Source organism: Candidatus Fukatsuia endosymbiont of Tuberolachnus salignus, assembly GCF_964030845.1.
In the GTDB taxonomy this organism is placed as follows: domain Bacteria; phylum Pseudomonadota; class Gammaproteobacteria; order Enterobacterales; family Enterobacteriaceae; genus Fukatsuia; species Fukatsuia symbiotica.
Map to the genome: position 1 here is coordinate 981,927 of NZ_OZ034983.1, position 20,738 is coordinate 1,002,664.

At 45.0% G+C, this 20,738-nt stretch carries 14 protein-coding genes and 3 tRNA genes; 1 reads left to right on the forward strand and 16 read right to left on the reverse strand.

What is annotated here, in order from left to right:
- Positions 1-72: 72 nt before the first annotated feature.
- The 11 genes from rpoC to AAHH42_RS04885 all read right to left on the reverse strand — a co-directional run bounded on the left by rpoC (position 73) and on the right by AAHH42_RS04885 (position 12,851).
- The gene (rpoC, locus tag AAHH42_RS04835) at positions 73-4,293 is read right to left on the reverse strand and encodes a DNA-directed RNA polymerase subunit beta' (protein WP_342221782.1); all 4,221 of its coding nucleotides are present in this window, start codon (positions 4,291-4,293) and stop codon (positions 73-75) included.
- A 121-nt stretch (positions 4,294-4,414) separates the two neighbouring features.
- Positions 4,415-8,545 carry a DNA-directed RNA polymerase subunit beta gene (rpoB, locus tag AAHH42_RS04840; protein ID WP_072550083.1) on the reverse strand — a complete coding sequence of 1,377 codons (4,131 nt, stop codon included), beginning with the start codon at positions 8,543-8,545 and terminating at the stop codon, positions 4,415-4,417.
- Positions 8,546-8,912: 367 nt separating this feature from the next.
- Positions 8,913-9,281 carry a 50S ribosomal protein L7/L12 gene (gene rplL, locus AAHH42_RS04845; protein WP_072550084.1) on the reverse strand — a complete coding sequence of 123 codons (369 nt, stop codon included), beginning with the start codon at positions 9,279-9,281 and terminating at the stop codon, positions 8,913-8,915.
- A 63-nt stretch (positions 9,282-9,344) separates the two neighbouring features.
- A complete protein-coding gene (gene rplJ, locus AAHH42_RS04850; RefSeq protein ID WP_342221783.1) occupies positions 9,345-9,842 on the reverse strand; it encodes a 50S ribosomal protein L10 in 498 nt (165 codons plus the stop codon).
- A 253-nt stretch (positions 9,843-10,095) separates the two neighbouring features.
- A complete protein-coding gene (gene rplA, locus AAHH42_RS04855; protein WP_072550086.1) occupies positions 10,096-10,794 on the reverse strand; it encodes a 50S ribosomal protein L1 in 699 nt (232 codons plus the stop codon).
- A 4-nt stretch (positions 10,795-10,798) separates the two neighbouring features.
- Positions 10,799-11,227 carry a 50S ribosomal protein L11 gene (gene rplK / locus AAHH42_RS04860; RefSeq protein WP_072550087.1) on the reverse strand — a complete coding sequence of 143 codons (429 nt, stop codon included), beginning with the start codon at positions 11,225-11,227 and terminating at the stop codon, positions 10,799-10,801.
- Between the two features lie 208 nt (positions 11,228-11,435).
- Positions 11,436-11,984, reverse strand: coding sequence for a transcription termination/antitermination protein NusG (gene nusG / locus AAHH42_RS04865; protein WP_072550088.1), 549 nt, complete (start codon positions 11,982-11,984; stop codon positions 11,436-11,438).
- 4 nt (positions 11,985-11,988) lie between these two features.
- Positions 11,989-12,372, reverse strand: coding sequence for a preprotein translocase subunit SecE (secE, locus tag AAHH42_RS04870; protein ID WP_072550117.1), 384 nt, complete (start codon positions 12,370-12,372; stop codon positions 11,989-11,991).
- A gap of 199 nt (positions 12,373-12,571) precedes the next feature.
- A tRNA-Gly gene (locus AAHH42_RS04875) sits at positions 12,572-12,646 on the reverse strand.
- Positions 12,647-12,673: 27 nt separating this feature from the next.
- A tRNA-Tyr gene (locus AAHH42_RS04880) sits at positions 12,674-12,758 on the reverse strand.
- Between the two features lie 17 nt (positions 12,759-12,775).
- A tRNA-Thr gene (locus AAHH42_RS04885) sits at positions 12,776-12,851 on the reverse strand.
- A gap of 368 nt (positions 12,852-13,219) precedes the next feature.
- Here AAHH42_RS04885 and xseA point away from each other — a divergent pair.
- Entirely contained in the window at positions 13,220-14,584 is a 1,365-nt protein-coding gene (gene xseA, locus AAHH42_RS04890) for an exodeoxyribonuclease VII large subunit (RefSeq protein ID WP_072550090.1), read from the forward strand.
- Here the strand turns inward: xseA and der are convergent.
- From der to ispG, 5 genes are all read right to left on the reverse strand, one after another.
- Positions 14,570-16,045, reverse strand: coding sequence for a ribosome biogenesis GTPase Der (gene der / locus AAHH42_RS04895; RefSeq protein ID WP_342221784.1), 1,476 nt, complete (start codon positions 16,043-16,045; stop codon positions 14,570-14,572). The genes xseA and der overlap by 15 nt on opposite strands.
- 56 nt (positions 16,046-16,101) lie before the next feature.
- Complete coding sequence (bamB, locus tag AAHH42_RS04900) at positions 16,102-17,292, reverse strand: outer membrane protein assembly factor BamB (protein ID WP_342221785.1); 1,191 nt, start codon at positions 17,290-17,292, stop codon at positions 16,102-16,104.
- 205 nt (positions 17,293-17,497) lie between these two features.
- A complete protein-coding gene (locus AAHH42_RS04905; RefSeq protein WP_342221786.1) occupies positions 17,498-18,055 on the reverse strand; it encodes a YfgM family protein in 558 nt (185 codons plus the stop codon).
- A 182-nt stretch (positions 18,056-18,237) separates the two neighbouring features.
- Positions 18,238-19,479 carry a histidine--tRNA ligase gene (gene hisS / locus AAHH42_RS04910; RefSeq protein ID WP_216824472.1) on the reverse strand — a complete coding sequence of 414 codons (1,242 nt, stop codon included), beginning with the start codon at positions 19,477-19,479 and terminating at the stop codon, positions 18,238-18,240.
- Between the two features lie 97 nt (positions 19,480-19,576).
- Positions 19,577-20,716: a flavodoxin-dependent (E)-4-hydroxy-3-methylbut-2-enyl-diphosphate synthase gene (gene ispG, locus AAHH42_RS04915; RefSeq protein ID WP_072550095.1), complete on the reverse strand. Its 1,140-nt coding sequence runs from the start codon at positions 20,714-20,716 to the stop codon at positions 19,577-19,579.
- Positions 20,717-20,738: the final 22 nt, after the last annotated feature.

The following is a 20,738-nucleotide window of genomic DNA, read 5'->3' on the forward strand; positions in this document are numbered from 1 at the left end:
ACCTGATTATCAATTATCTATAATTTCTTTCAAATACTACAGAACGATCAATATATTACCTAAAAAAACCTGTTACTCTTTCTTGTTAGCAAAACCCGCATTAAGTAACTCAGCAAAATTCGCTGTCGCCTCATCTTCACTCACCGGCTGTACAAGCGACTTTTCTCCTTGCAGACGGCCACGCATACGTTCCTGATGATAAGCGTAACCGGTGCCGGCTGGGATCAATCGACCTACGATCACATTTTCTTTTAAACCACGCAGTTCATCACGCTTACCTGCTACCGCCGCTTCGGTTAATACCCTCGTGGTTTCCTGGAACGAAGCCGCAGAAATAAAGGACTCTGTCGCCAAAGAGGACTTGGTGATACCCAATAGATCACGGGTATAAGTCGCCTCGATCTTACCTTCAGTTGCCAACTGGCGGTTAGCGATTTTAACACGCGACATTTCTGCCTGTTCGCCTTCCAGAAAGTCAGTTCCCCCGGCGCTAACGATAGTGCCTTTACGCAACATTTGACGAACGATAACCTCAATATGTTTATCGTTAATCTTAACACCCTGGAGACGGTACACTTCCTGCACTTCATTAGTAATGTAACGTGTTACCGCATGCACACCACGCAGGCGCAAAATATCGTGTGGCGATTCTGGGCCATCGGAGACGACATCACCGCATTCTACTACTTCACCTTCGAATACGTTGAGTTGGCGCCATTTGGGGATCATCTCTTCATAAGCGTCACTACCATCCAAAGGTGAGATCACTAGACGACGTTTTCCTTTAGTTTCCTTACCAAACGAGATAATTCCACTGATTTCAGCCAGAATAGCAGGTTCTTTCGGGCGACGTGCTTCAAACAAATCAGCAACCCGCGGCAAGCCACCAGTGATATCTTTAGTACCACCGGATTCTTGTGGAATACGTGCCAGAGTGTCTCCCGCACCGATCTGAACACCATCTTCCAATTGGACAATGGCTTTACCCGGCAAAAAGTATTGCGCAGGGATATCCGTCCCTGGGATCAAGACATCTTCACCTTTGACATCAACGATTTTTAACGCCGGACGTTGGTCTTTACCACCACCAGTACGCTCTGCACTATCGAGTATCACCAGAGAAGACAAGCCAGTCAGATCATCAGTCTGACGAGTAATAGTCTGACCATCAACCATATCAGTGAAGCGAATGAAACCACCGACTTCAGTGACCACTGGCATAGTATGCGGATCCCAGTTAGCGACTGTTTCGCCGCCATTAACTTCGGCTCCATCACCTTTGCCCATCACCGCACCGTAGGGAACTTTGTAGCTTTCCTTGGTACGGCCGAATTCATCGATCAGTTTAAGCTCAGTATTACGTGAAATAATAACCAGTTTACCCACACCGTTAGTAACGCATTTAACGTTACTGAGTTTTAACTTACCTTTGCTCTTAACCTGAATGCTCGATTCTGCCGCAGCACGCGATGCCGCACCACCAATATGGAAGGTACGCATGGTAAGCTGGGTACCCGGCTCACCGATGGACTGCGCAGCGATAACACCTACCGCCTCACCTTTATTAATAATGTGACCACGCGCCAGATCACGACCATAGCAATTAGCACAAACACCAAAATCAGTTTCACAACTTACTACGGAGCGTACCTTAACACTGTCAACCGAGTTTTCTTCTAACAGATCACACCATTTTTCGTTTAACAAAGTGTTACGCGGCACCAGAATATCAGCCGTACCCGGCTTAAGGATTTCCTCTGCGGTCACACGACCCAATACACGTTCACGCAACGGCTCTTTAACATCACCACCTTCAATAACCGGTATCATCACAATACCATCGCGAGTACCACAGTCATCTTCGGTCACTACCAGATCCTGTGCCACGTCAACCAAACGACGGGTCAGATAACCAGAGTTTGCCGTTTTCAATGCGGTATCCGCCAAACCTTTACGTGCACCGTGAGTTGAAATGAAGTATTGCAGTACGTTCAAACCTTCACGGAAGTTAGCCGTGATAGGCGTCTCAATGATAGAACCGTCAGGTTTCGCCATTAAACCACGCATACCAGCCAACTGACGGATTTGCGCTGCAGAACCACGCGCACCGGAATCCGCCATCATAAAAATACTGTTGAAGGAAACTTGTTTTTCCCATTCACCCTGACGATTGCAAACCTTTTCGACTGACAAGTTTTCCATCATCGCCTTAGCGACACGTTCGTTAGCCGCTGCCCAAATATCAATCACCTTGTTGTAACGTTCACCAGCAGTAACAAGACCTGACTGGAATTGTTCTTGGATCTCAGCAACCTCGGTTTCCGCTTCTTTGATGATCTCTTCTTTTTTCTGTGGAATGACCATATCATCGATACCAACCGACGCACCTGAACGTGCGGCATAAGCAAAACCGGTGTACATGATTTGGTCAGCAAAAATAACCGTTGGTTTCAGTCCCATGATGCGATAGCAAGTGTTTAACATCCTAGAAATGGCTTTTTTGCCTAGCGGCTGATTAACGATAGAATATGGCAAACCTTTCGGAACAATCATCCACAAAATGGCACGACCAATGGTCGTATCGACAATACTAGTTTGGTTAAGGGTTTCGCCTTCAGTGTTACGTACCTCTTCAGAAATACGGACTTTCACCCTCGCATGTAGTGAAGCCAGCCCCATACGGTACACACGCTCTGCTTCTTTCGGCCCCGTCAGTAACATGCCTTCGCCTTTGGCGTTAACACAATCACGGGTCATGTAGTACAGCCCCAAAACAACATCCTGCGAAGGAACGATGATGGGTTCGCCGTTCGCCGGTGACAAGATGTTATTAGTCGACATCATCAACGCACGGGCTTCCAACTGAGCTTCCAGTGTCAAGGGTACGTGTACAGCCATCTGATCACCATCGAAGTCGGCATTATAAGCCGCACACACCAACGGATGCAGTTGGATAGCTTTACCTTCAATCAGAACCGGTTCAAACGCCTGGATCCCTAAACGGTGCAGTGTGGGTGCTCGGTTTAGTAGCACAGGATGTTCACGGATAACCTCATCTAGGATATCCCATACCACAGCTTCCTCGCGTTCCACCATCTTTTTGGCCGCTTTAATCGTCGTCGCTAAACCACGCAACTCTAACTTGCCATAAATAAAAGGTTTGAACAGTTCAAGCGCCATTTTCTTCGGTAAACCGCACTGATGCAGACGCAGGCGTGGGCCTACCGTGATAACCGAGCGACCGGAATAATCAACACGTTTACCTAGTAAGTTTTGCCGGAAACGACCTTGTTTACCTTTGATCATATCAGCCAAAGATTTCAACGGACGCTTATTCGATCCAGTAATAGCACGACCACGACGACCATTATCCAGCAGGGCATCAACCGCTTCTTGCAACATCCGTTTTTCATTACGTACGATAATGTCAGGCGCTGCAAGATCCAACAGACGTTTCAGGCGGTTATTACGGTTGATCACACGACGATAGAGATCGTTTAAATCAGAAGTCGCAAAACGACCACCATCCAAAGGCACTAACGGACGCAGGTCGGGAGGTAACACCGGCAACACGGTCAGTATCATCCACTCTGGCTTGTTACCTGACTGGATAAATGCTTCTAACAGCTTAATACGTTTAGTCAGTTTCTTACGTTTGGTCTCAGAATTGGTTTCGTTAAGTTCTTCGTGAAGTTTCTCGCATTCGGCTTCCAGATTCATATTTTTCAACAGAGCCTGGATAGCTTCGGCACCCATCTTCGCATCGAATTCATCGCCAAATTCTTCCAACGCATCGAGATACTGTTCTTCAGTCAATATTTGACGGTGTTCCAGATTGGTCATTCCGCCTTCAACAACGACATAAGATTCAAAGTAGAGTACGCGTTCGATATCACGTAGTGGCATATCGAGTAACAAGCCGATGCGCGAGGGGAGCGATTTCAAGAACCAAATGTGTGCGGTGGGAGAAGCCAGCTCGATATGCCCCATACGCTCCCGGCGCACTTTAGTTTGGGTCACTTCAACACCACATTTCTCACAAATGACACCACGGTGTTTTAAACGCTTGTATTTACCACAAAGGCACTCGTAATCTTTCACTGGACCGAAAATACGGGCGCAGAAAAGGCCGTCACGTTCTGGTTTGAACGTACGATAGTTAATGGTTTCCGGTTTTTTAACTTCACCGAACGACCACGAATGGATCATGTCTGGCGATGCCAAGGAAATCTTAATGGCATCAAATTCTTCAGTTTTAGCTTGTGCTTTTAAAAACTTTAATAAGTCTTTCACGGGATTGGCTCCTGTCGGAGTTAGATCTGTTGGCTACTCAAACCTACGTTTAAATAGCCCTGTGACCAATGCGAACACCGACAAACCCCCGGCTCTGAGAGTTTGCCGCCTTGGAGAAAATTTACTCTTCTTCCAACTCAATATTGATACCCAGTGAGCGGATTTCTTTCAACAATACGTTGAAGGACTCCGGCATACCTGGCTCCATACGGTGGTCGCCATCCACGATGTTTTTATACATCTTGGTTCGGCCGTTGACATCATCAGACTTAACGGTAAGCATTTCACGCAATGTGTACGCAGCACCATAAGCTTCCAACGCCCACACTTCCATTTCACCGAAGCGTTGACCACCGAACTGAGCCTTACCACCCAGCGGCTGCTGAGTAACCAGGCTATAAGAACCGGTAGAACGCGCGTGCATTTTATCATCAACCAAGTGGTTCAGTTTTAGCATGTACATATAGCCGACGGTAACCTTTCTCTCGAATTTTTCACCTGTGCAACCGTCATACAAAGTAATCTGACCTGAAGTCGGCAGATCACCCAACTCTAACAATGCTTTTATCTCTTTTTCGGTTGCACCGTCGAAAACCGGTGAAGCAATAGGCAAACCTTTTTTCAGGTTCTCCGCCAAACGTAATATTTCGCTATCAGAAAAAGTACTCAGATCAATTTTTTGACACACGTGATCGCCGAGATCATAAGCCTTCTGGATAAATTCACGTAAATTGGCCGCTTTTTCACGCGTTTTGAGCATGGCATTAATCTTCTCACCAATACCTTTCGCGGCCATGCCTAAATGTGTTTCCAAAATCTGACCGATGTTCATACGTGAAGGCACACCGAGCGGGTTAAGTACGATGTCAATCGGCGTACCCTTTTCATCGTAAGGCATATCTTCAACCGGGTTAATCTTAGAAATAACCCCCTTATTACCATGACGACCTGCCATTTTATCACCCGGCTGTATTTGACGTTTAACCGCCAAATAAACCTTAACAATTTTTAGCACACCGGGCGCGAGATCATCACCTTGGGTAATTTTACGCCGTTTACCATCCAGTTTCTTTTCGAATTCGGATTTCATTTCATCGTACTGCTCAGCCAACTGCTCCAGCTGATTTTGTTTCTCTTCGTCGCTCAAGCCAAGTTCCAACCAACGCTCACGTGGCAACTTATTCAACTTGTCAACCTCTATGCCACCGGCAACCAGTACCGCGCGGATACGAGCAAATAAACCAGCTTCGAAGATTTGCAATTCTTCCGTCAGGTCTTTTTTCGCTTGCTTGAGTTGCATTTCTTCAATTTCTAATGCGCGTTTATCTTTTTCTACACCATCGCGCGTAAAGACCTGCACATCGATAACCGTACCAGAAACACCATTTGGTACCCGTAGAGAAGAATCTTTCACATCAGACGCTTTTTCACCGAAGATAGCACGCAACAATTTTTCTTCCGGCGTCAACTGAGTTTCACCTTTCGGTGTTACCTTACCCACCAAAATGTCACCACCAGTGACTTCAGCACCGATATATACAATTCCGGACTCATCCAATTTGGAAAGGGCAGCTTCACCCACATTCGGAATATCAGCAGTAATTTCTTCAGGCCCTAATTTGGTATCACGGGACACACAGGCCAATTCCTGAATATGGATGGTAGTGAAACGATCTTCTTGCACGACACGTTCAGAAACCAAAATGGAATCTTCGAAGTTATAACCATTCCAAGGCATAAAGGCAACACGCATATTCTGCCCTAACGCCAGTTCACCAAGATCAGTAGAAGGGCCATCCGCCAGTACGTCGCCACACTCGATGGGTTCAGCCAAGCTGACACAGGGCATTTGGTTGATACAGGTGTTTTGGTTAGAACGGGTGTATTTAGTCAGGTTATAAATATCAATACCCGCCTCACCTGGACGCATTTCGTCTTCGTTAACTTTAATAACAATGCGCGATGCATCAACATACTGTACAACACCGCCACGTTTTGCCACCGAAGTTACCCCCGAGTCAACCGCCACGGCACGCTCCATACCTGTACCTACCAGCGGTTTATCAGCGCGCAGAGTCGGAACTGCTTGGCGTTGCATGTTCGCTCCCATTAAGGCGCGGTTAGCATCATCATGTTCCAGGAAGGGAATCAGCGAAGCACCAACAGAAACCACCTGTTGAGTGGAAACATCCATATAATCAACTTGTTCGCGGCTAAACAAACTGGATTCACCTTTACTCCGACAAGTGACCAAATCTTCTATAAAACAGTTTTTTTCATCTAAATTAGAGTTCGCCTGAGCGATAACGAAGTTACCTTCTTCAATGGCAGACAGATAGCGAATTTCATTGGTTATTACAATACTACCATTGTCCAGGCCTGCAGCCTCATCATCACTTAAATCGACAAGATGATTATCACGTAAACGTACGGTATGCTTGACGCCCTTATGTTCACCTATATAGACGCCTACGGAACGATAAGGTGTTTCCAGAAAGCCATATTCGTTAGTTCTTGCATACACCGACAGGGAGTTAATCAGACCAATGTTCGGGCCTTCCGGCGTTTCAACCGGGCAGACACGACCATAGTGAGTCGGATGTACATCTCGCACTTCAAAACCAGCACGTTCACGAGTCAAACCACCTGGACCCAATGCAGAGATACGGCGTTTATGCGTAATCTCAGACAACGGATTATTTTGATCCATAAATTGAGAAAGTTGGCTGGAGCCAAAGAATTCTTTCACTGCCGCCGAAATAGGCTTAGCGTTAATCATATCCTGTGGCATCAGTGTGTCAAGATCCCCCAAAGAAAGGCGTTCTTTAACTGCACGTTCAACCCGAACCAGGCCAACACGAAACTGGTTTTCAGCCATTTCACCCACAGAGCGAATACGACGGTTGCCCAAGTGGTCGATATCATCGACTTCACCTTTACCGTTACGAATATCAATAAGCTTTTTCATCACGTCAATGATGTCTTCTTCACTCAAGATACCCGAACCTTCAATCTCGGGGCGAGACAGTGAACGGTTGAATTTCATGCGGCCAACCGCTGACAAATCATAACGATCTGCAGAAAAGAAAAGATTTTCGAACAGGTTTTCTGCTGCCTCACGCGTGGGGGGCTCACCAGGACGCATCATCCGATAAACTTCAACCAAAGCACCCAAGCGATCACTGGTTGGATCAACACGTAGGGTCTCGGAAATATAAGCACCGTGATCCAAATCATTGGTAAATAGCGTTTCGATGCGCTTATGACCTGCCTCACTTAGTTTCGCCAGCAAATCTGTTGACAACTCCATATTGGCTGCACAGATCACTTCGCCGGTATTCAGATCAACATAATCTCTTGCTACCACTTTACCGGTAATATATTCAACCGGTACGTTAATAGAATCAATTTCATCTTTTTCAAGTTGGCGGATATGACGCGCGGTGATACGACGGTTTTTCTCGACATAAACTTTGCCATTGGCCTCAATATCAAAAGAAGCCGTTTCACCACGTAAACGCTCTGGTATCAATTCCATTTGTAACTTGTTATCGCAAATTTCAAATACGACCTTTTCAAAAAAGAGATCCAGGATCACCGGTGTAGTGTAATTCAATGCACGCAGCATGATAGTCGCCGGTAATTTACGACGCCGATCAATACGAACAAACAGGTTATCCTTCGGATCGAATTCGAAATCCAGCCATGAACCACGATAAGGAATGATACGTGCGTTATACAGCACTTTACCCGATGAATGAGTTTTTCCCTTATCACTATCGAAAAATACACCCGGACTGCGATGGAGCTGGGATACGATAACCCGCTCAGTACCGTTAATCACAAAGGTACCATTTTCGGTCATCAGCGGGATTTCACCCATGTAAACTTCTTGTTCTTTGATATCTTTAACTGTGCCTTCGGGGGCTTCCCGCTCATAAATGACCAGACGCAGTCTAACCCTCAGGGGTGCCGAATAGGTTACACCACGGACTTGGCATTCTTTAACATCAAAAACTGGCTCACCAAGACGGTAGCTAACATATTGCAACTCCGAATTGCCGCTATAGCTTTTAATCGGAAACACAGAACGGAATGCTGCTTCTAGGCCGTGTTGTCCTGCCAGATCCTGCTCGACAAATTTTTGAAACGAATCAAGCTGGATAGAAAGGAGATAAGGTATGTCCAGTACTTGTGGACGTTTACCAAAATCTTTACGAATACGTTTTTTCTCGGTATAGGAATAAACCATAGGGTTCCTCAGCTCACTGATCTCATGACCCACTCTGTCTTAAGAACGTTGTTCAAAGACAATGCATGCAACGCTATTGATTTTGATCGATTTTCTCGATTGGCCATTATGACTGTAGCACCGAAACATTTTCCGTCATATTTTTGTCTACCACTCTTAAATCATTTCATTGTGTTGCCTACCGAGCTTACCTCAGTGGGTCGTAGCTGAGAACACAGTATATTAAGTCGTCGATAAAAAAATATTGGCGTAGCCAGAAGACGAACAACATGCAACTTTGCTCAGTCTTAACAGCGCAAAAAGGCTGATGACAAAGAATCACCAGCCGTCAGCCTATCAAGCCAGACTGCAAACTAAAAAACTCAGCTTACTTAAGATCAACCGTAGCACCCACCTCTTCAAGCTGTTTTTTCAGTTCTTCAGCCTCTTTTTTATCGATAGCTTCCTTCACTGTCGTTGGAGCAGCTTCTACCATATCTTTCGCTTCTTTCAAACCCAAGCCAGTTGCAGAACGTACCGCTTTAATAACCGCAACTTTATTTGCCCCAAAAGAGGTCATGACAACATCAAATTCAGTTTTTTCTTCTACCGCCTCAACAGGACCCGCAGGGCCAGCCATCACAGCAGCAGCAGCAGAAACACCAAATTTCTCTTCCATAGCGGAGATCAATTCAACGATTTCCATTACTTTTAATTCTGCAATTGCATCCAAAATTTGTTCTTTACTCATAGACATAACAAGTGTTCCTAAAATACAGAAATAGTTTATACGTTAAAAAGCAGCACGGAGAAGGAGCGATTAAGCCGCTTCTTTCTGATCGCGCAATGCAGCCAGAGTACGAACCAGTTTGCCTGCAGAGGCTTCTTTCATGGTTGCCATCAGACGTGAGATTGCTTCTTCGTAGGTTGGTAAGGTTGCCAAACGGTCAATCTGTGTAGCTGGGATTAACTCGCCTTCAAAGGCTGCAGCTTTAACCTCAAATTTTGCATTTCCCTTAGCAAACTCTTTAAACAAACGAGCAGCAGCACCCGGATGCTCAGAGGAAAATGCAATTAAGGTTGGACCAACGAAGGTGTCTTTCAAACACTCGAATGAAGTATCCAGAACAGCGCGGCGCATCAAGGTGTTACGAACAACACGCATATATACGCCAGCCTCACGACCTGCTTTACGCAGTTCAGTCATTTTATCTACGGTAACGCCACGTGAATCGGCAACAACCGCAGAAAGCGCTCCTTTGGCTACTTCCCTGACTTTAGCAACGATCTCCTCTTTTTTTTGAAGATTTAATGCCATTAGCTTTTTGCTCCTGGATTAGCGGGGAAATATCCCCGTATACTCACATCATCCCAACCACAAATAAGATTGAGACAGTGAGGCGTCTAAACACGGCGAGCAGAATTCAGCAAAGAAGCTTGAGAATCTGCCACCGTCTATGCAGGAAATTAAGTATTTTTCAATACACCTGCGGTCTTGGACGGAGGCTTGGATAGGCCAAGCTCCGAATTACATGATCTAGCAATTAATCAACTTAGTAATTAATTCGTCATTACAAAGCAGCCAGATCGCTTTGATCGATAGCAACACCTGCACCCATAGTAGTGGACAAACTAATTTTCTTGATATAAACACCCTTCGCCGTGGCAGGTTTAGCTTTTTTCAGCGCCACAACCAAAGATTCTAAATTTTCTCTCAACGCAGCAGTATCAAAGTCGGCCTTACCAATAGTGGTATGGATAATTCCGTTTTTATCATTGCGGTAACGAACTTGACCTGCTTTAGCGTTTTTCACCGCTTCTACAACATTAGGCGTTACAGTGCCAACTTTAGGGTTAGGCATCAGACCACGTGGACCCAGAATTTGTCCTAATTGACCAACAACACGCATTGCATCAGGGGAAGCAATGACGACGTCAAAGTCCATTTCACCTTCTTTGATTTTATCAGCTAAATCATCCATTCCTACCAGTTCAGCACCTGCATCTTTCGCGGCGTCAGCAGCAGCGCCTTGAGCAAATACAGCAACACGTATTGAACGACCAGTACCATGTGGTAGAACAGTGGCACCACGAACGTTTTGATCAGATTTACGTGCATCAATACCGAGATTAACGGCAACGTCCATGCTCTCTACAAATTTAGCAACAGCCAGCTCTTTAAGCAGAGCAAAGGCTTCATCAATACTATAGTTTTTGGTAACATCAACTTTGTCACGGATCATCCGCATACGTTTGGTTAGCTTGGCCATTTCATCATCCCTCTACTACCAAACCCATAGAACGGGCGGTACCTTCAATAGAGCGCACCATAGCACCGATATCAGCACCTGTCATATCCGCAGCTTTAGTCTGTGCGATTTCAAGAATCTGGGCACTGGTCACCTTACCTACTTTTTCTGAGTTCGGCTTACCGGAGCCAGACTTAACACCCGCTGCTTTTTTCAGCAAAACTGCAGCTGGCGGAGTTTTAGTAACAAACGTGAAAGAGCGATCAGAATACACAGTAATAACAACAGGGATAGGCAAGCCCTTTTCAATACCTTCAGTTCTGGCATTAAACGCTTTGCAAAACTCCATAATGTTAACACCCTGCTGCCCCAAAGCTGGCCCTACTGGCGGGCTCGGATTCGCCGCACCGGCCGCCACTTGCAGCTTGACATAGGCTTGTACTTTTTTAGCCATTTACCATTCCTCAATTTGGGTAGTAGCGCCTCATTTAAGGCTTCCCTTGTGCCACCTTACTTCGCTTGTCACGACCGAACAAAAGCAAGACGCTCGATATATTCTCCACCATAAAAAGCGAAGACCAGATAATAGAAACGAAAGCGCGGAATTTTATTTTAATTCCACGCCAGTAGCAATACTCAGACTTCAATATACGGCGGAAAAATCAACTTTTTTCAACTTGATTGAAACACAATTCGACCGGAGTAGAACGACCGAAGATAGAGACAGACACCTTCAGACGATTCTTGTCATACTCGACTTCTTCAACAATACCACTAAAATCGGCAAAGGGACCGTCATTAACACGCACTGATTCACCTGGTTCGAACAATACCTTCGGCCGCGGTTTATCACCTACTTGTTCCAGACGACACATTATATTCCTATATTCTTTATCACTGATAGGCGCAGGACGATCAGAAGTTCCGCCGATGAACCCCTGCACTCGAGCTACGCGCCTTACTAAGTGCCAACTAGCATCATTCATCTGCATATGTACAAGCACATAGCCAGGGAAAAGCTTACTCTCACTTTTGACACGCTGCCCGCCCGGACGTACCTCGACGACTACTTCTGCTGGCACGATTATCTCACCAAAAAGCTCCTCCAAGTTGTGCAACTTGATATGTTCACGCAACGCCACCGCTACACGCTTTTCATGACCGACAAACGTCTGAACGACGTACCAACGTTTTCTAGGTGCTTCGGACATCTTTTTAAAACCTCAGGCCAGTAATAAACGATACCAGACGGACAAGAATACCATCAAGCCCCCAAAGAATCAGCGACATCACGGTAGTTACTGCAGCAACAACCAGGGTGGTTTGCAGTGTTTCCTGCCGCGTAGGCCAAATCACCTTACGCATTTCAGTACGCGCTTCACGAGCAAAGGCAATAGTGGCTTTGCCCTTTACCGTCACCAACACCACAGCACCAGCAATCGCGATAATAACCAGTACTGCCAACGCACGCAGTGGCAAAGTAACATCACGGTAATAGTAATTACCGACAACAGCCACAATTAACAATACGGCAACAACAGACCATTTAATCGTTTCTAAACCGCTACGGCTACCTTGAGCTTGTATATTCACACTCATAAACCAACCCGTCATTTTAAATCAAACAAACCCTAATGTAACAACTTCGGCGATTGTATCACACTTACAAAGACAGAGCAGTCATCTTCAATCGATCGACAAACACGGACAATAGTGACATAAAATTGGGAGGAGGTGATACTAGACTGATGCAGAGGCGCGACGCTACGCACTACTTACCAATAGGCATAATACAATCTGGAGCGGGCAGTGGGAATCGAACCCACGTCATCAGCTTGGAAGGCTGAGGTAATAGCCATTATACGATGCCCGCAGAAGCACTGAGTAGAAAAATCAAATCTGGTGGTGGGAGAAGGATTCGAACCTTCGAAGTCGATGACGGCAGATTTACAGTCTGCTCCCTTTGGCCGCTCGGGAACCCCACCTACATTTAGAATCTGAATGGTGCCGGCACCAAGAGTCGAACTCGGGACCTACTGATTACAAGTCAGTTGCTCTACCAACTGAGCTATGCCGGCATCAAGTGGAGCGCATTCTAGGCAGTGTGAACGCGCTATGCAACAAAAAAATTATTTTACGGATTCTTTTGCCTGTAAAACGAACAAACATTTATTAATTGGTGATTTATCAGGCGGAATTAGTGCCTTTTCTTCACCGCCGATCTTTTCAGAAAAATTTTGTACTCTTTTTAGTGTCCAAGTGTATCAAACCAGAATATCCTACATACTCATTTGACCTGAAGATATTGGTTTTTGTGTTTAGAAAAATATTATCAATTTTCAGTAAAAATCATCATGTTGTGCGCTATTAAATAATCTAATTGTTCCAATGTTTTAAATGGTGATGAGTATAGAAGGTGTTTACTTTGGAATTCTCTAGCGCTTATATGTCGTCAATTTTTACTGTCAGTCACCTTAATCAAAGCGTGCGGCAACTGTTGGAAGTCGAAATAGGTCAAATTTGGCTAAGTGCCGAAATTTCCAATTTCTCACAGCCCTCTTCTGGTCACTGGTATTTCACTTTGAAAGACGATCATGCACAGGTACGTTGTGCCATGTTCCGTAACTGTAATCGTCGGAGTGTTGTTAAACCCCAAAACGGTCAGCAGGTACTTGTCAGAGCATCGATCACCGTATACGAACCTAGAGGTGAGTACCAACTGATCATCGAGAGTATGCAGAGCGCAGGTGAGGGTGTATTACAACACAAATTTGAACAACTTAAACAACGTTTAATCACCGAAGGAATATTTGACCAAAACCACAAGCGACGACTACCCAGCCCAGTTAAGCAAGTTGGCGTCATTACTTCTGTCAGCGGTGCAGTTTTACATGATGTTTTACAAATATTACAACGTCGTGATCCCTCACTGCCTGTGGTGATTTACCCCACCGCCGTGCAAGGTACCGATGCACCACTACAAATTGTCAGAGCAATCGAAATCGCTAATCAGAGAGCAGAGTGTGACCTGTTAATTCTGAGTCGTGGTGGCGGCTCCCTGGAGGATTTATCGAGTTTCAACGATGAACGGGTCGCGCGCGCTATTTTTAATAGCCATATCGTGATAGTCAGTGCCGTCGGCCATGAAACCGATGTTACCATTGCCGATTTTGTCGCCGATTTACGTGCACCAACCCCTTCGGCTGCCGCTGAATTAGTGAGCCGTAACCAGTTGGAGTTGATACGCCAACTACAAGTTCAACGACAACACATAGAAGTGGCGATGGATTATTATCTGGCACAATGCCATCAGCGATTTACCACACTTAATCATCATCTACAACAGCAACATCCACAATTACGGTTGGCACATCAACAAAACCTGTTAACCAAGCTACAAAACAGGCTGGAGAATGGCGTAGCCAGACAAATTCTCCTGCCGTTACAACGCATGGATCGGCTACAACAACGCCTAGCACAGCTGCCACTACCAAGGATAATTCATGGTTATCAGCAACAAATACAACGGCAATCGTATCGCCTTAAACAAGCCTTACAACACCAACTGCATTGCTATCGCCAACGTTTTGGTATTGCTTGTTCCCAACTGGAAGCCGTCAGCCCGTTAGCCACCTTGTCACGTGGTTATAATGTGACACAAACTCCAGCAGGCACGGTATTAAAAACAACCCAGCAGGTACAAACAGGTGATAAATTAATTACTTGCTTGCAAGATGGTTGGGTAGAAAGTGAAGTCACACAAATTAATACCACCCCAAAAATGCGTCGAAACAAGTTATTTTTTCTTTAGATGTGATTGCAAGCGCTTACGTTTACGCATTTGGTTTGGTGTTAAGCTATTGCGTTTGCCCGCAAAGGGATTATCGCCTTCTTTAAATTGAATGCGGATCGGTGTCCCCATCACTTTTAATGAGCGACGAAAATAGTTCATCAAATAACGTTTATATGTATCAGTTAACTCTGCCACTTGATTACCGTGGATCACTACAATAGGCGGATTATAGCCCCCCGCATGAGCGTACTTAAGTTTCACACGGCGACCACGAACCAGCGGCGGCTGATGTTCTTCTTCTGCCATCTGCATAATTCGGGTCAGTAACGAGGTGTTAACCCGTTTAGTTGAACAGTCATAGGCTTCCTGTACCGAAGTGAACAAATCACCAACACCACTCCCCCGTAAAGCAGAGATAAAATGGACACGGGCAAAATCGATAAAACCTAAACGTAGATTAAGCATATCTTTCAATTGGTTACGATCTTCTGGCTTCATACCATCCCATTTATTCACCACAATCACCAACGAGCGACCACTGTTAAGGATAAAACCCAGCAAAGAAAGATCCTGATCAGAAATGCCATCACGAGCATCAATGACCAGCAGCACAACATTAGAATCTTCAATCGCTTTCAATGTTTTGATCACTGAAAATTTTTCAACGGTTTCCGTCACCTTGCCACGTTTACGTACACCCGCAGTATCAATGAGAACATATTCACGTTCACCCCGAACCATCGGAATATAAATACTGTCACGTGTAGTACCTGGCATATCATACACCACCACTCTTTCCTCACCCAAAATACGGTTAGTGAGTGTCGATTTACCTACATTAGGACGTCCAACGATAGCCAGTTTAATCGGCAAATCCTGTGGATTGAAATCGTCTTCTGGCTCTTCTTCATGATGCTGTTTTTCTTGCTCAAGCCAATAAGAGGCGTTAAGTTGTTCTTCAGTCAATGCCGATTCAGGTTTTTCAATGGTAATAAACGGTGCCATAACCCGTTCTATCAACTGGATAATACCACGTCCATGAGAGGCCGCAATCGCATGAATTTCACCCAGACCCAACGAGTAAAAATCGGCTATAGCACTATCAGGATCGACACCATCTGTTTTATTGACAAGCAAATAAGTCGCTTTTTTTCGGTTGCGTAAATGTTGAGCAATGCCTTTATCCGCAGGGATCACTCCAGATCGACCATCCACCATAAAGAATACGATGTCAGCCTCTTCAATCGCCAATAGGGATTGCCCTGCCATTCGTGTCTCAACACCCTCTTCTGTGCCATCGATACCACCCGTATCGATAACAATAAACTCATGCCCTTCCAATTCAGCACGACCATATTTACGATCACGTGTTAACCCTGGAAAATCAGCGACCAATGCATCACGAGTGCGTGTTAAACGGTTAAATAACGTGGATTTACCCACATTTGGGCGCCCAACTAGCGCGATAACAGGTATCATTTGTTGAAGCCTTATGGTCTTACACAGGGTAAATGTTGTCAGGGATCCATAATCTGTCAATCAGGGATACCGGTAAAGGCGTAAACTGTGCCGTTTTTGCTTTGTATAATCAGTTTATTATCAACAACTAACGGTGTACTGAGAAAACCAGAGCTATCCACCTGCTGTTGTGCCACAAAACGACCATCTTCTTTATTTAGCCAATGTAAATATCCTTTACTGTCACCCACAACCAAATAATTGTTATACATGGCCGGTGAAGTCAGATTGCGATGTAATAAATCGCTTTGGTTCCAAACGGTAACACCACCATTCGATTGCAGTGCCATAATACGATCATTTTGATCAACCAAATAAATACGCCCCATATTGACGATAAAATCATCGACTGACCCCATCTCGCGTTGCCACAAAATTTGCCCCGAACGCAGATCCAATGCCGTCAGATTACCGTTATAGGCCAATGCGTAGACGATACCCTCCACCACCACCGGACTCATATCCACATCACTCAAGCGATCAATTTCGGTAGCACCCGTTATCTGGGAAATGTGTTGCTGCCAAATTAGCTGGCCTTGTTCTATCATCACGGCACTGACACGACCATTATCACCGCCAACAATAGTAGCACCCATTGCCACGGTCGGCGTTGATTCACCACGTAACGAAAGCAATGGCATATCCAAATTCAATGTCCATTTAATAGTACCGTCCGCCCGGTTTAACGCCTGTAACATACCATTACTGGTGTGGATCAGTAGTAAATCGTCGCTGACCACCGGACGAGATAAGACTTCACCAGCGACAGCACTTTGCCAAACGAGCTTGCCATCAGAGGTATTCAACGCATACACTCGTGCTTCTTCACTGCCAACATAGAGATGAGAATCGGCTACCGTTAGGCCTCCCGATAACATCGCTGATCGATCATTGCCAAGGAAATGAGTTTTTTCCGCCAGATTAACCCGCCAAATTTGTTTACCACTGTTTACCTCCATTGCCTGCACCAAACCTTTACGATCAGCGGCAAATATTGACGAACCCTGCCAAGTCGGGTGTAAACGAGAATAATAACCGGCAACACCACTACCCACAGAGACACTCCACATTTTATCAGGAGTGAATTGATTGGTAACTTTTGGTAGAGGCGATAGAACTGCCATCTCGTCTTCACTATTAAGCAGTGAACAACCACTCAAAAAAATAACTGATACCAGTCCTGATAAAAGTGTTTTACGCAATCGCATGAGAATTCCCCTTTAAAACCTTTTCGAAATCTATTAGGCTCGCTGATGTTTCGTCAAAAATGATATCAAGATAGATTTCCTTGCAAAACCGTGACCAGTGCTGCGAAGTCAAGGCGCCTGGAGCGCAGCAACTGCAACGTACAGGCAAACATATGAAGATTGCGAGCACCACGTAACGCAGAATTTACAGCACCTGGATAGACTGTCAGTCAGACAGATCATCTAACTTCAAGCGCAACAATACTTGCAGTGCCTGAGAAGCATTGGACTCGATACCCTTAGTGTAAGCCGCACGTGCCGCCACGATATCCCCCTTACTCAAAAATAAGTCACCCCGTATACGCAGATTAATCAACGATAATAGATTTTCATCTTTCGTTTGATCCACAGCGAGAGTCAGCTGCTGTTCCGCTCTGTCAAACGCTTTTTGCTCAACAAAATAGTTTGCTAATTCTAGGGCGATGAAAACACCGTAATTATTATTATTGTCTTGAATAAATTTTTCAGCCGCAGCAACATCGTGATCTTTATCAATCGATTTTTTATCGCCAAGATCTTTATCACGAGGAAACAACGCTTCACTCACCTGTTGATAGGAAAAAGAAGCCGCCTTTAATGTTGTATTCTGATGGTTTTGCCAATAGTGCCAGCCAATTAAAACACTGATGCCAAGCACCACACTCACAACCAGCACCCTAATATTTTCACTAAAAAAACGGCGTACTGCATCAGCTTGGTCATTTGCAGTGGTATAAATTTCCACGATATATTTCCTCCTTAGAAGCTGTTAGAAATCTTTTGTGCTCGCCGTGTTTTGGTCAAGTCATTCGTCAAAAATGAGCTCAACATGCTCATTTACTCCCTTTTGCATACAAAGAATAAACTGTGCTTTTTCGCCTATTTTTTCCTCTTCTGAGCACAGCGAAAAAGATTTGGAACAGACTCTTAAGCCAACAGCGTCACGAGACGTGAAACAACATCAACCAGTGCTAATGTTTCTTGTTCACCGGTACTGAGATTTTTCAGTCCCACTCGCTTAGCGGCAAGTTCATCTTTGCCAAGTACTAGAACGAAACGTGCCCCATACTTATTCGCACGAGTAAATTGCTTTGCCATTCTACCACCACGGTGATCGGTCATTAATTTCAAATGAGGTATCGCATCGCGCAAAGTTTCAGACAATTGTATCGCTGCATTCAGGGTATTTTCACCCGAAACGGCAAAATATAAATCAACCACGGGTACGGTAAAGTCAGGATCAACCTTTTTAAACAGCAAGATAAGCCGTTCCAATCCGATAGCAAAACCCACTGCCGGGGTCTCCCGTCCACCCAATTGCTCCACTAATGTATCATAACGACCACCAGCACAAACTGTACCTTGCGCACCCAAGCTTTTCGTTACCCACTCAAACACCGTACGATTGTAATAATCTAATCCACGCACCAACCGGGGATTGACTCTGTATTTAATCTTTGTTTGATCTAAAAGTGCGCACAAATCTGCAAAATGCTGTTTTGATTCTTCATCGAGGTATTCAGAGAGTTGCGGGGCATCATTAAGTAATCGCTGAACATCCGGATCCTTAGTATCGAGCACCCTTAATGGATTTGTGTACATACGACGTCGACAATCTTTGTCCAGTTTATCTTGATGCACTTCTAAAAATTTTACCAGCGCTTGACGATAATCGGTTCGTGCGACCAAGGATCCAATAGAATTCAGCTCAAGTTCAACATGATCCGTAATACCCAACGCCTTCCAACAACGTGCACTTAGCAGGATCAACTCCGCATCAATACTCGAGTCAGATAAACCAAAAGCTTCTGCGCCCAACTGATAAAACTGACGATAACGCCCTTTTTGAGGGCGCTCATAGCGAAACATCGCGCCACTGTACCATAGACGTTGTTGTTGATTATAAAATAGACCATTCTCAATACCGGCACGCACACAACCCGCAGTACCTTCGGGGCGCAGCGTCAAACTTTCACCGTTGCGGTCTTCAAAGCTGTACATCTCTTTTTCTACTACATCAGTGACCTCACCGATGGCGCGTTTAAACAAGGGTGTCGCTTCTACTATCGGTAAACGTATTTCACTATAACCGTAACTTGCCAATACCTGCTGCAACACACTTTCAATTTTTTGCCACACTGCTGTTTCTGCCGGTAAGCAATCGTTCATACCACGAACAGCCTGAATATTTTCTACTTTTGCCACATCTTTTCTCTAAATATAATGGTTCAATCATCCCAAATACCGGCAACGGCTCTCTAAATTTTTAATTTCCAGATGACAGGCTGGCACACTGGTTGACCTCAATACGGTTTTTTTCATCCAATATCGCTGCTTTTGCTCGGATCTTGGCTTCAAGTTGATCAATCATATTATTATTATCAAGACGCTCTTTTTTAAGACGTACACCATCTACAAATAATCCACTTTTATTGTGTCCACCAGTTACACCAATCGTCGAAACCAAAGCTTCGCCAGGGCCATTAACCACACAACCGATAATGGAAACATCCATAGGGATGATTAAATCTTCCAATCGCTGTTCAAGCGCATTCACCGTACCAATAACGTCAAATTCCTGTCGTGAACAAGTTGGGCAAGCAATAAAGTTAATCCCTCGCGCCCGGATACGTAACGACTTGAGAATATCGAAACCCACTTTAATTTCTTCTACCGGATCGGCAGCCAGAGAAACACGCAATGTATCGCCAATACCTTCAGAGAGAAGCAATCCTAAACCTATTGCCGACTTCACCGAACCGCTACGCAATCCACCTGCCTCCGTAATGCCTAAATGCAGTGGCTGTTCGATCTTTTTTGCCAATAAACGATACGAACCTACTGCTAAAGCAACATCCGAGGCTTTGACACTGACTTTGAAGTTATGAAAATTGAGGTCTTCAAGGATCTTTACATGACGCATGGCTGATTCCACCAATGCTTCCGCTGTTGGCTCTCCGTATTTTTCCTGAATGTCTTTTTCCAAGGAACCACCATTGATACCAATGCGGATCGGGATATTCTTATCTCTAGCACAGTCGACGACCGCACGAATACGATCTGTATGACCAATGTTACCTGGATTAATACGTAAGCAATCAGCGCCATATTCCGCCACTTTCAAGGCGATACGGTAGTCAAAATGGATATCGGCTATCAGCGGAACACTGACTTGTTTCTTGATCTTCTGGAAAGCTTCCGCAGCATCCATCGTCGGCACAGAAACCCGGACGATATCTGCACCCACACGTTGCAAAGCCAGGATCTGTTCTACCGTTGCATCAATATCACTGGTCTTAGTATTGGTCATCGATTGCACAGTAATGGGAGCGTCATCACCGATCGGCACCCCACCAACATAAATCCGAGTAGATTTACGACGGCTTATAGGGGATGAATTGTGCATCACATTTTCTCCTTATACGGTA

What these genes read in the sequence shown, in the direction of transcription:
- nusG (WP_072550088.1), bottom strand. Translation starts at nt 11,984, where the DNA reads ATGTCCGAAGCACCTAGAAAACGTTGGTACGTCGTTCAGACGTTTGTC.
- bamB (WP_342221785.1), bottom strand. Translation starts at nt 17,292, where the DNA reads ATGCGATTGCGTAAAACACTTTTATCAGGACTGGTATCAGTTATTTTT.
- rplJ (WP_342221783.1), bottom strand. Translation starts at nt 9,842, where the DNA reads ATGGCATTAAATCTTCAAAAAAAAGAGGAGATCGTTGCTAAAGTCAGG.
- secE (WP_072550117.1), bottom strand. Translation starts at nt 12,372, where the DNA reads ATGAGTGTGAATATACAAGCTCAAGGTAGCCGTAGCGGTTTAGAAACG.
- ispG (WP_072550095.1), bottom strand. Translation starts at nt 20,716, where the DNA reads ATGCACAATTCATCCCCTATAAGCCGTCGTAAATCTACTCGGATTTAT.
- rpoB (WP_072550083.1), bottom strand. Translation starts at nt 8,545, where the DNA reads ATGGTTTATTCCTATACCGAGAAAAAACGTATTCGTAAAGATTTTGGT.
- rplL (WP_072550084.1), bottom strand. Translation starts at nt 9,281, where the DNA reads ATGTCTATGAGTAAAGAACAAATTTTGGATGCAATTGCAGAATTAAAA.
- hisS (WP_216824472.1), bottom strand. Translation starts at nt 19,479, where the DNA reads ATGAACGATTGCTTACCGGCAGAAACAGCAGTGTGGCAAAAAATTGAA.
- xseA (WP_072550090.1), top strand. Translation starts at nt 13,220, where the DNA reads ATGTCGTCAATTTTTACTGTCAGTCACCTTAATCAAAGCGTGCGGCAA.
- rplK (WP_072550087.1), bottom strand. Translation starts at nt 11,227, where the DNA reads ATGGCTAAAAAAGTACAAGCCTATGTCAAGCTGCAAGTGGCGGCCGGT.
- der (WP_342221784.1), bottom strand. Translation starts at nt 16,045, where the DNA reads ATGATACCTGTTATCGCGCTAGTTGGGCGCCCAAATGTGGGTAAATCC.
- rplA (WP_072550086.1), bottom strand. Translation starts at nt 10,794, where the DNA reads ATGGCCAAGCTAACCAAACGTATGCGGATGATCCGTGACAAAGTTGAT.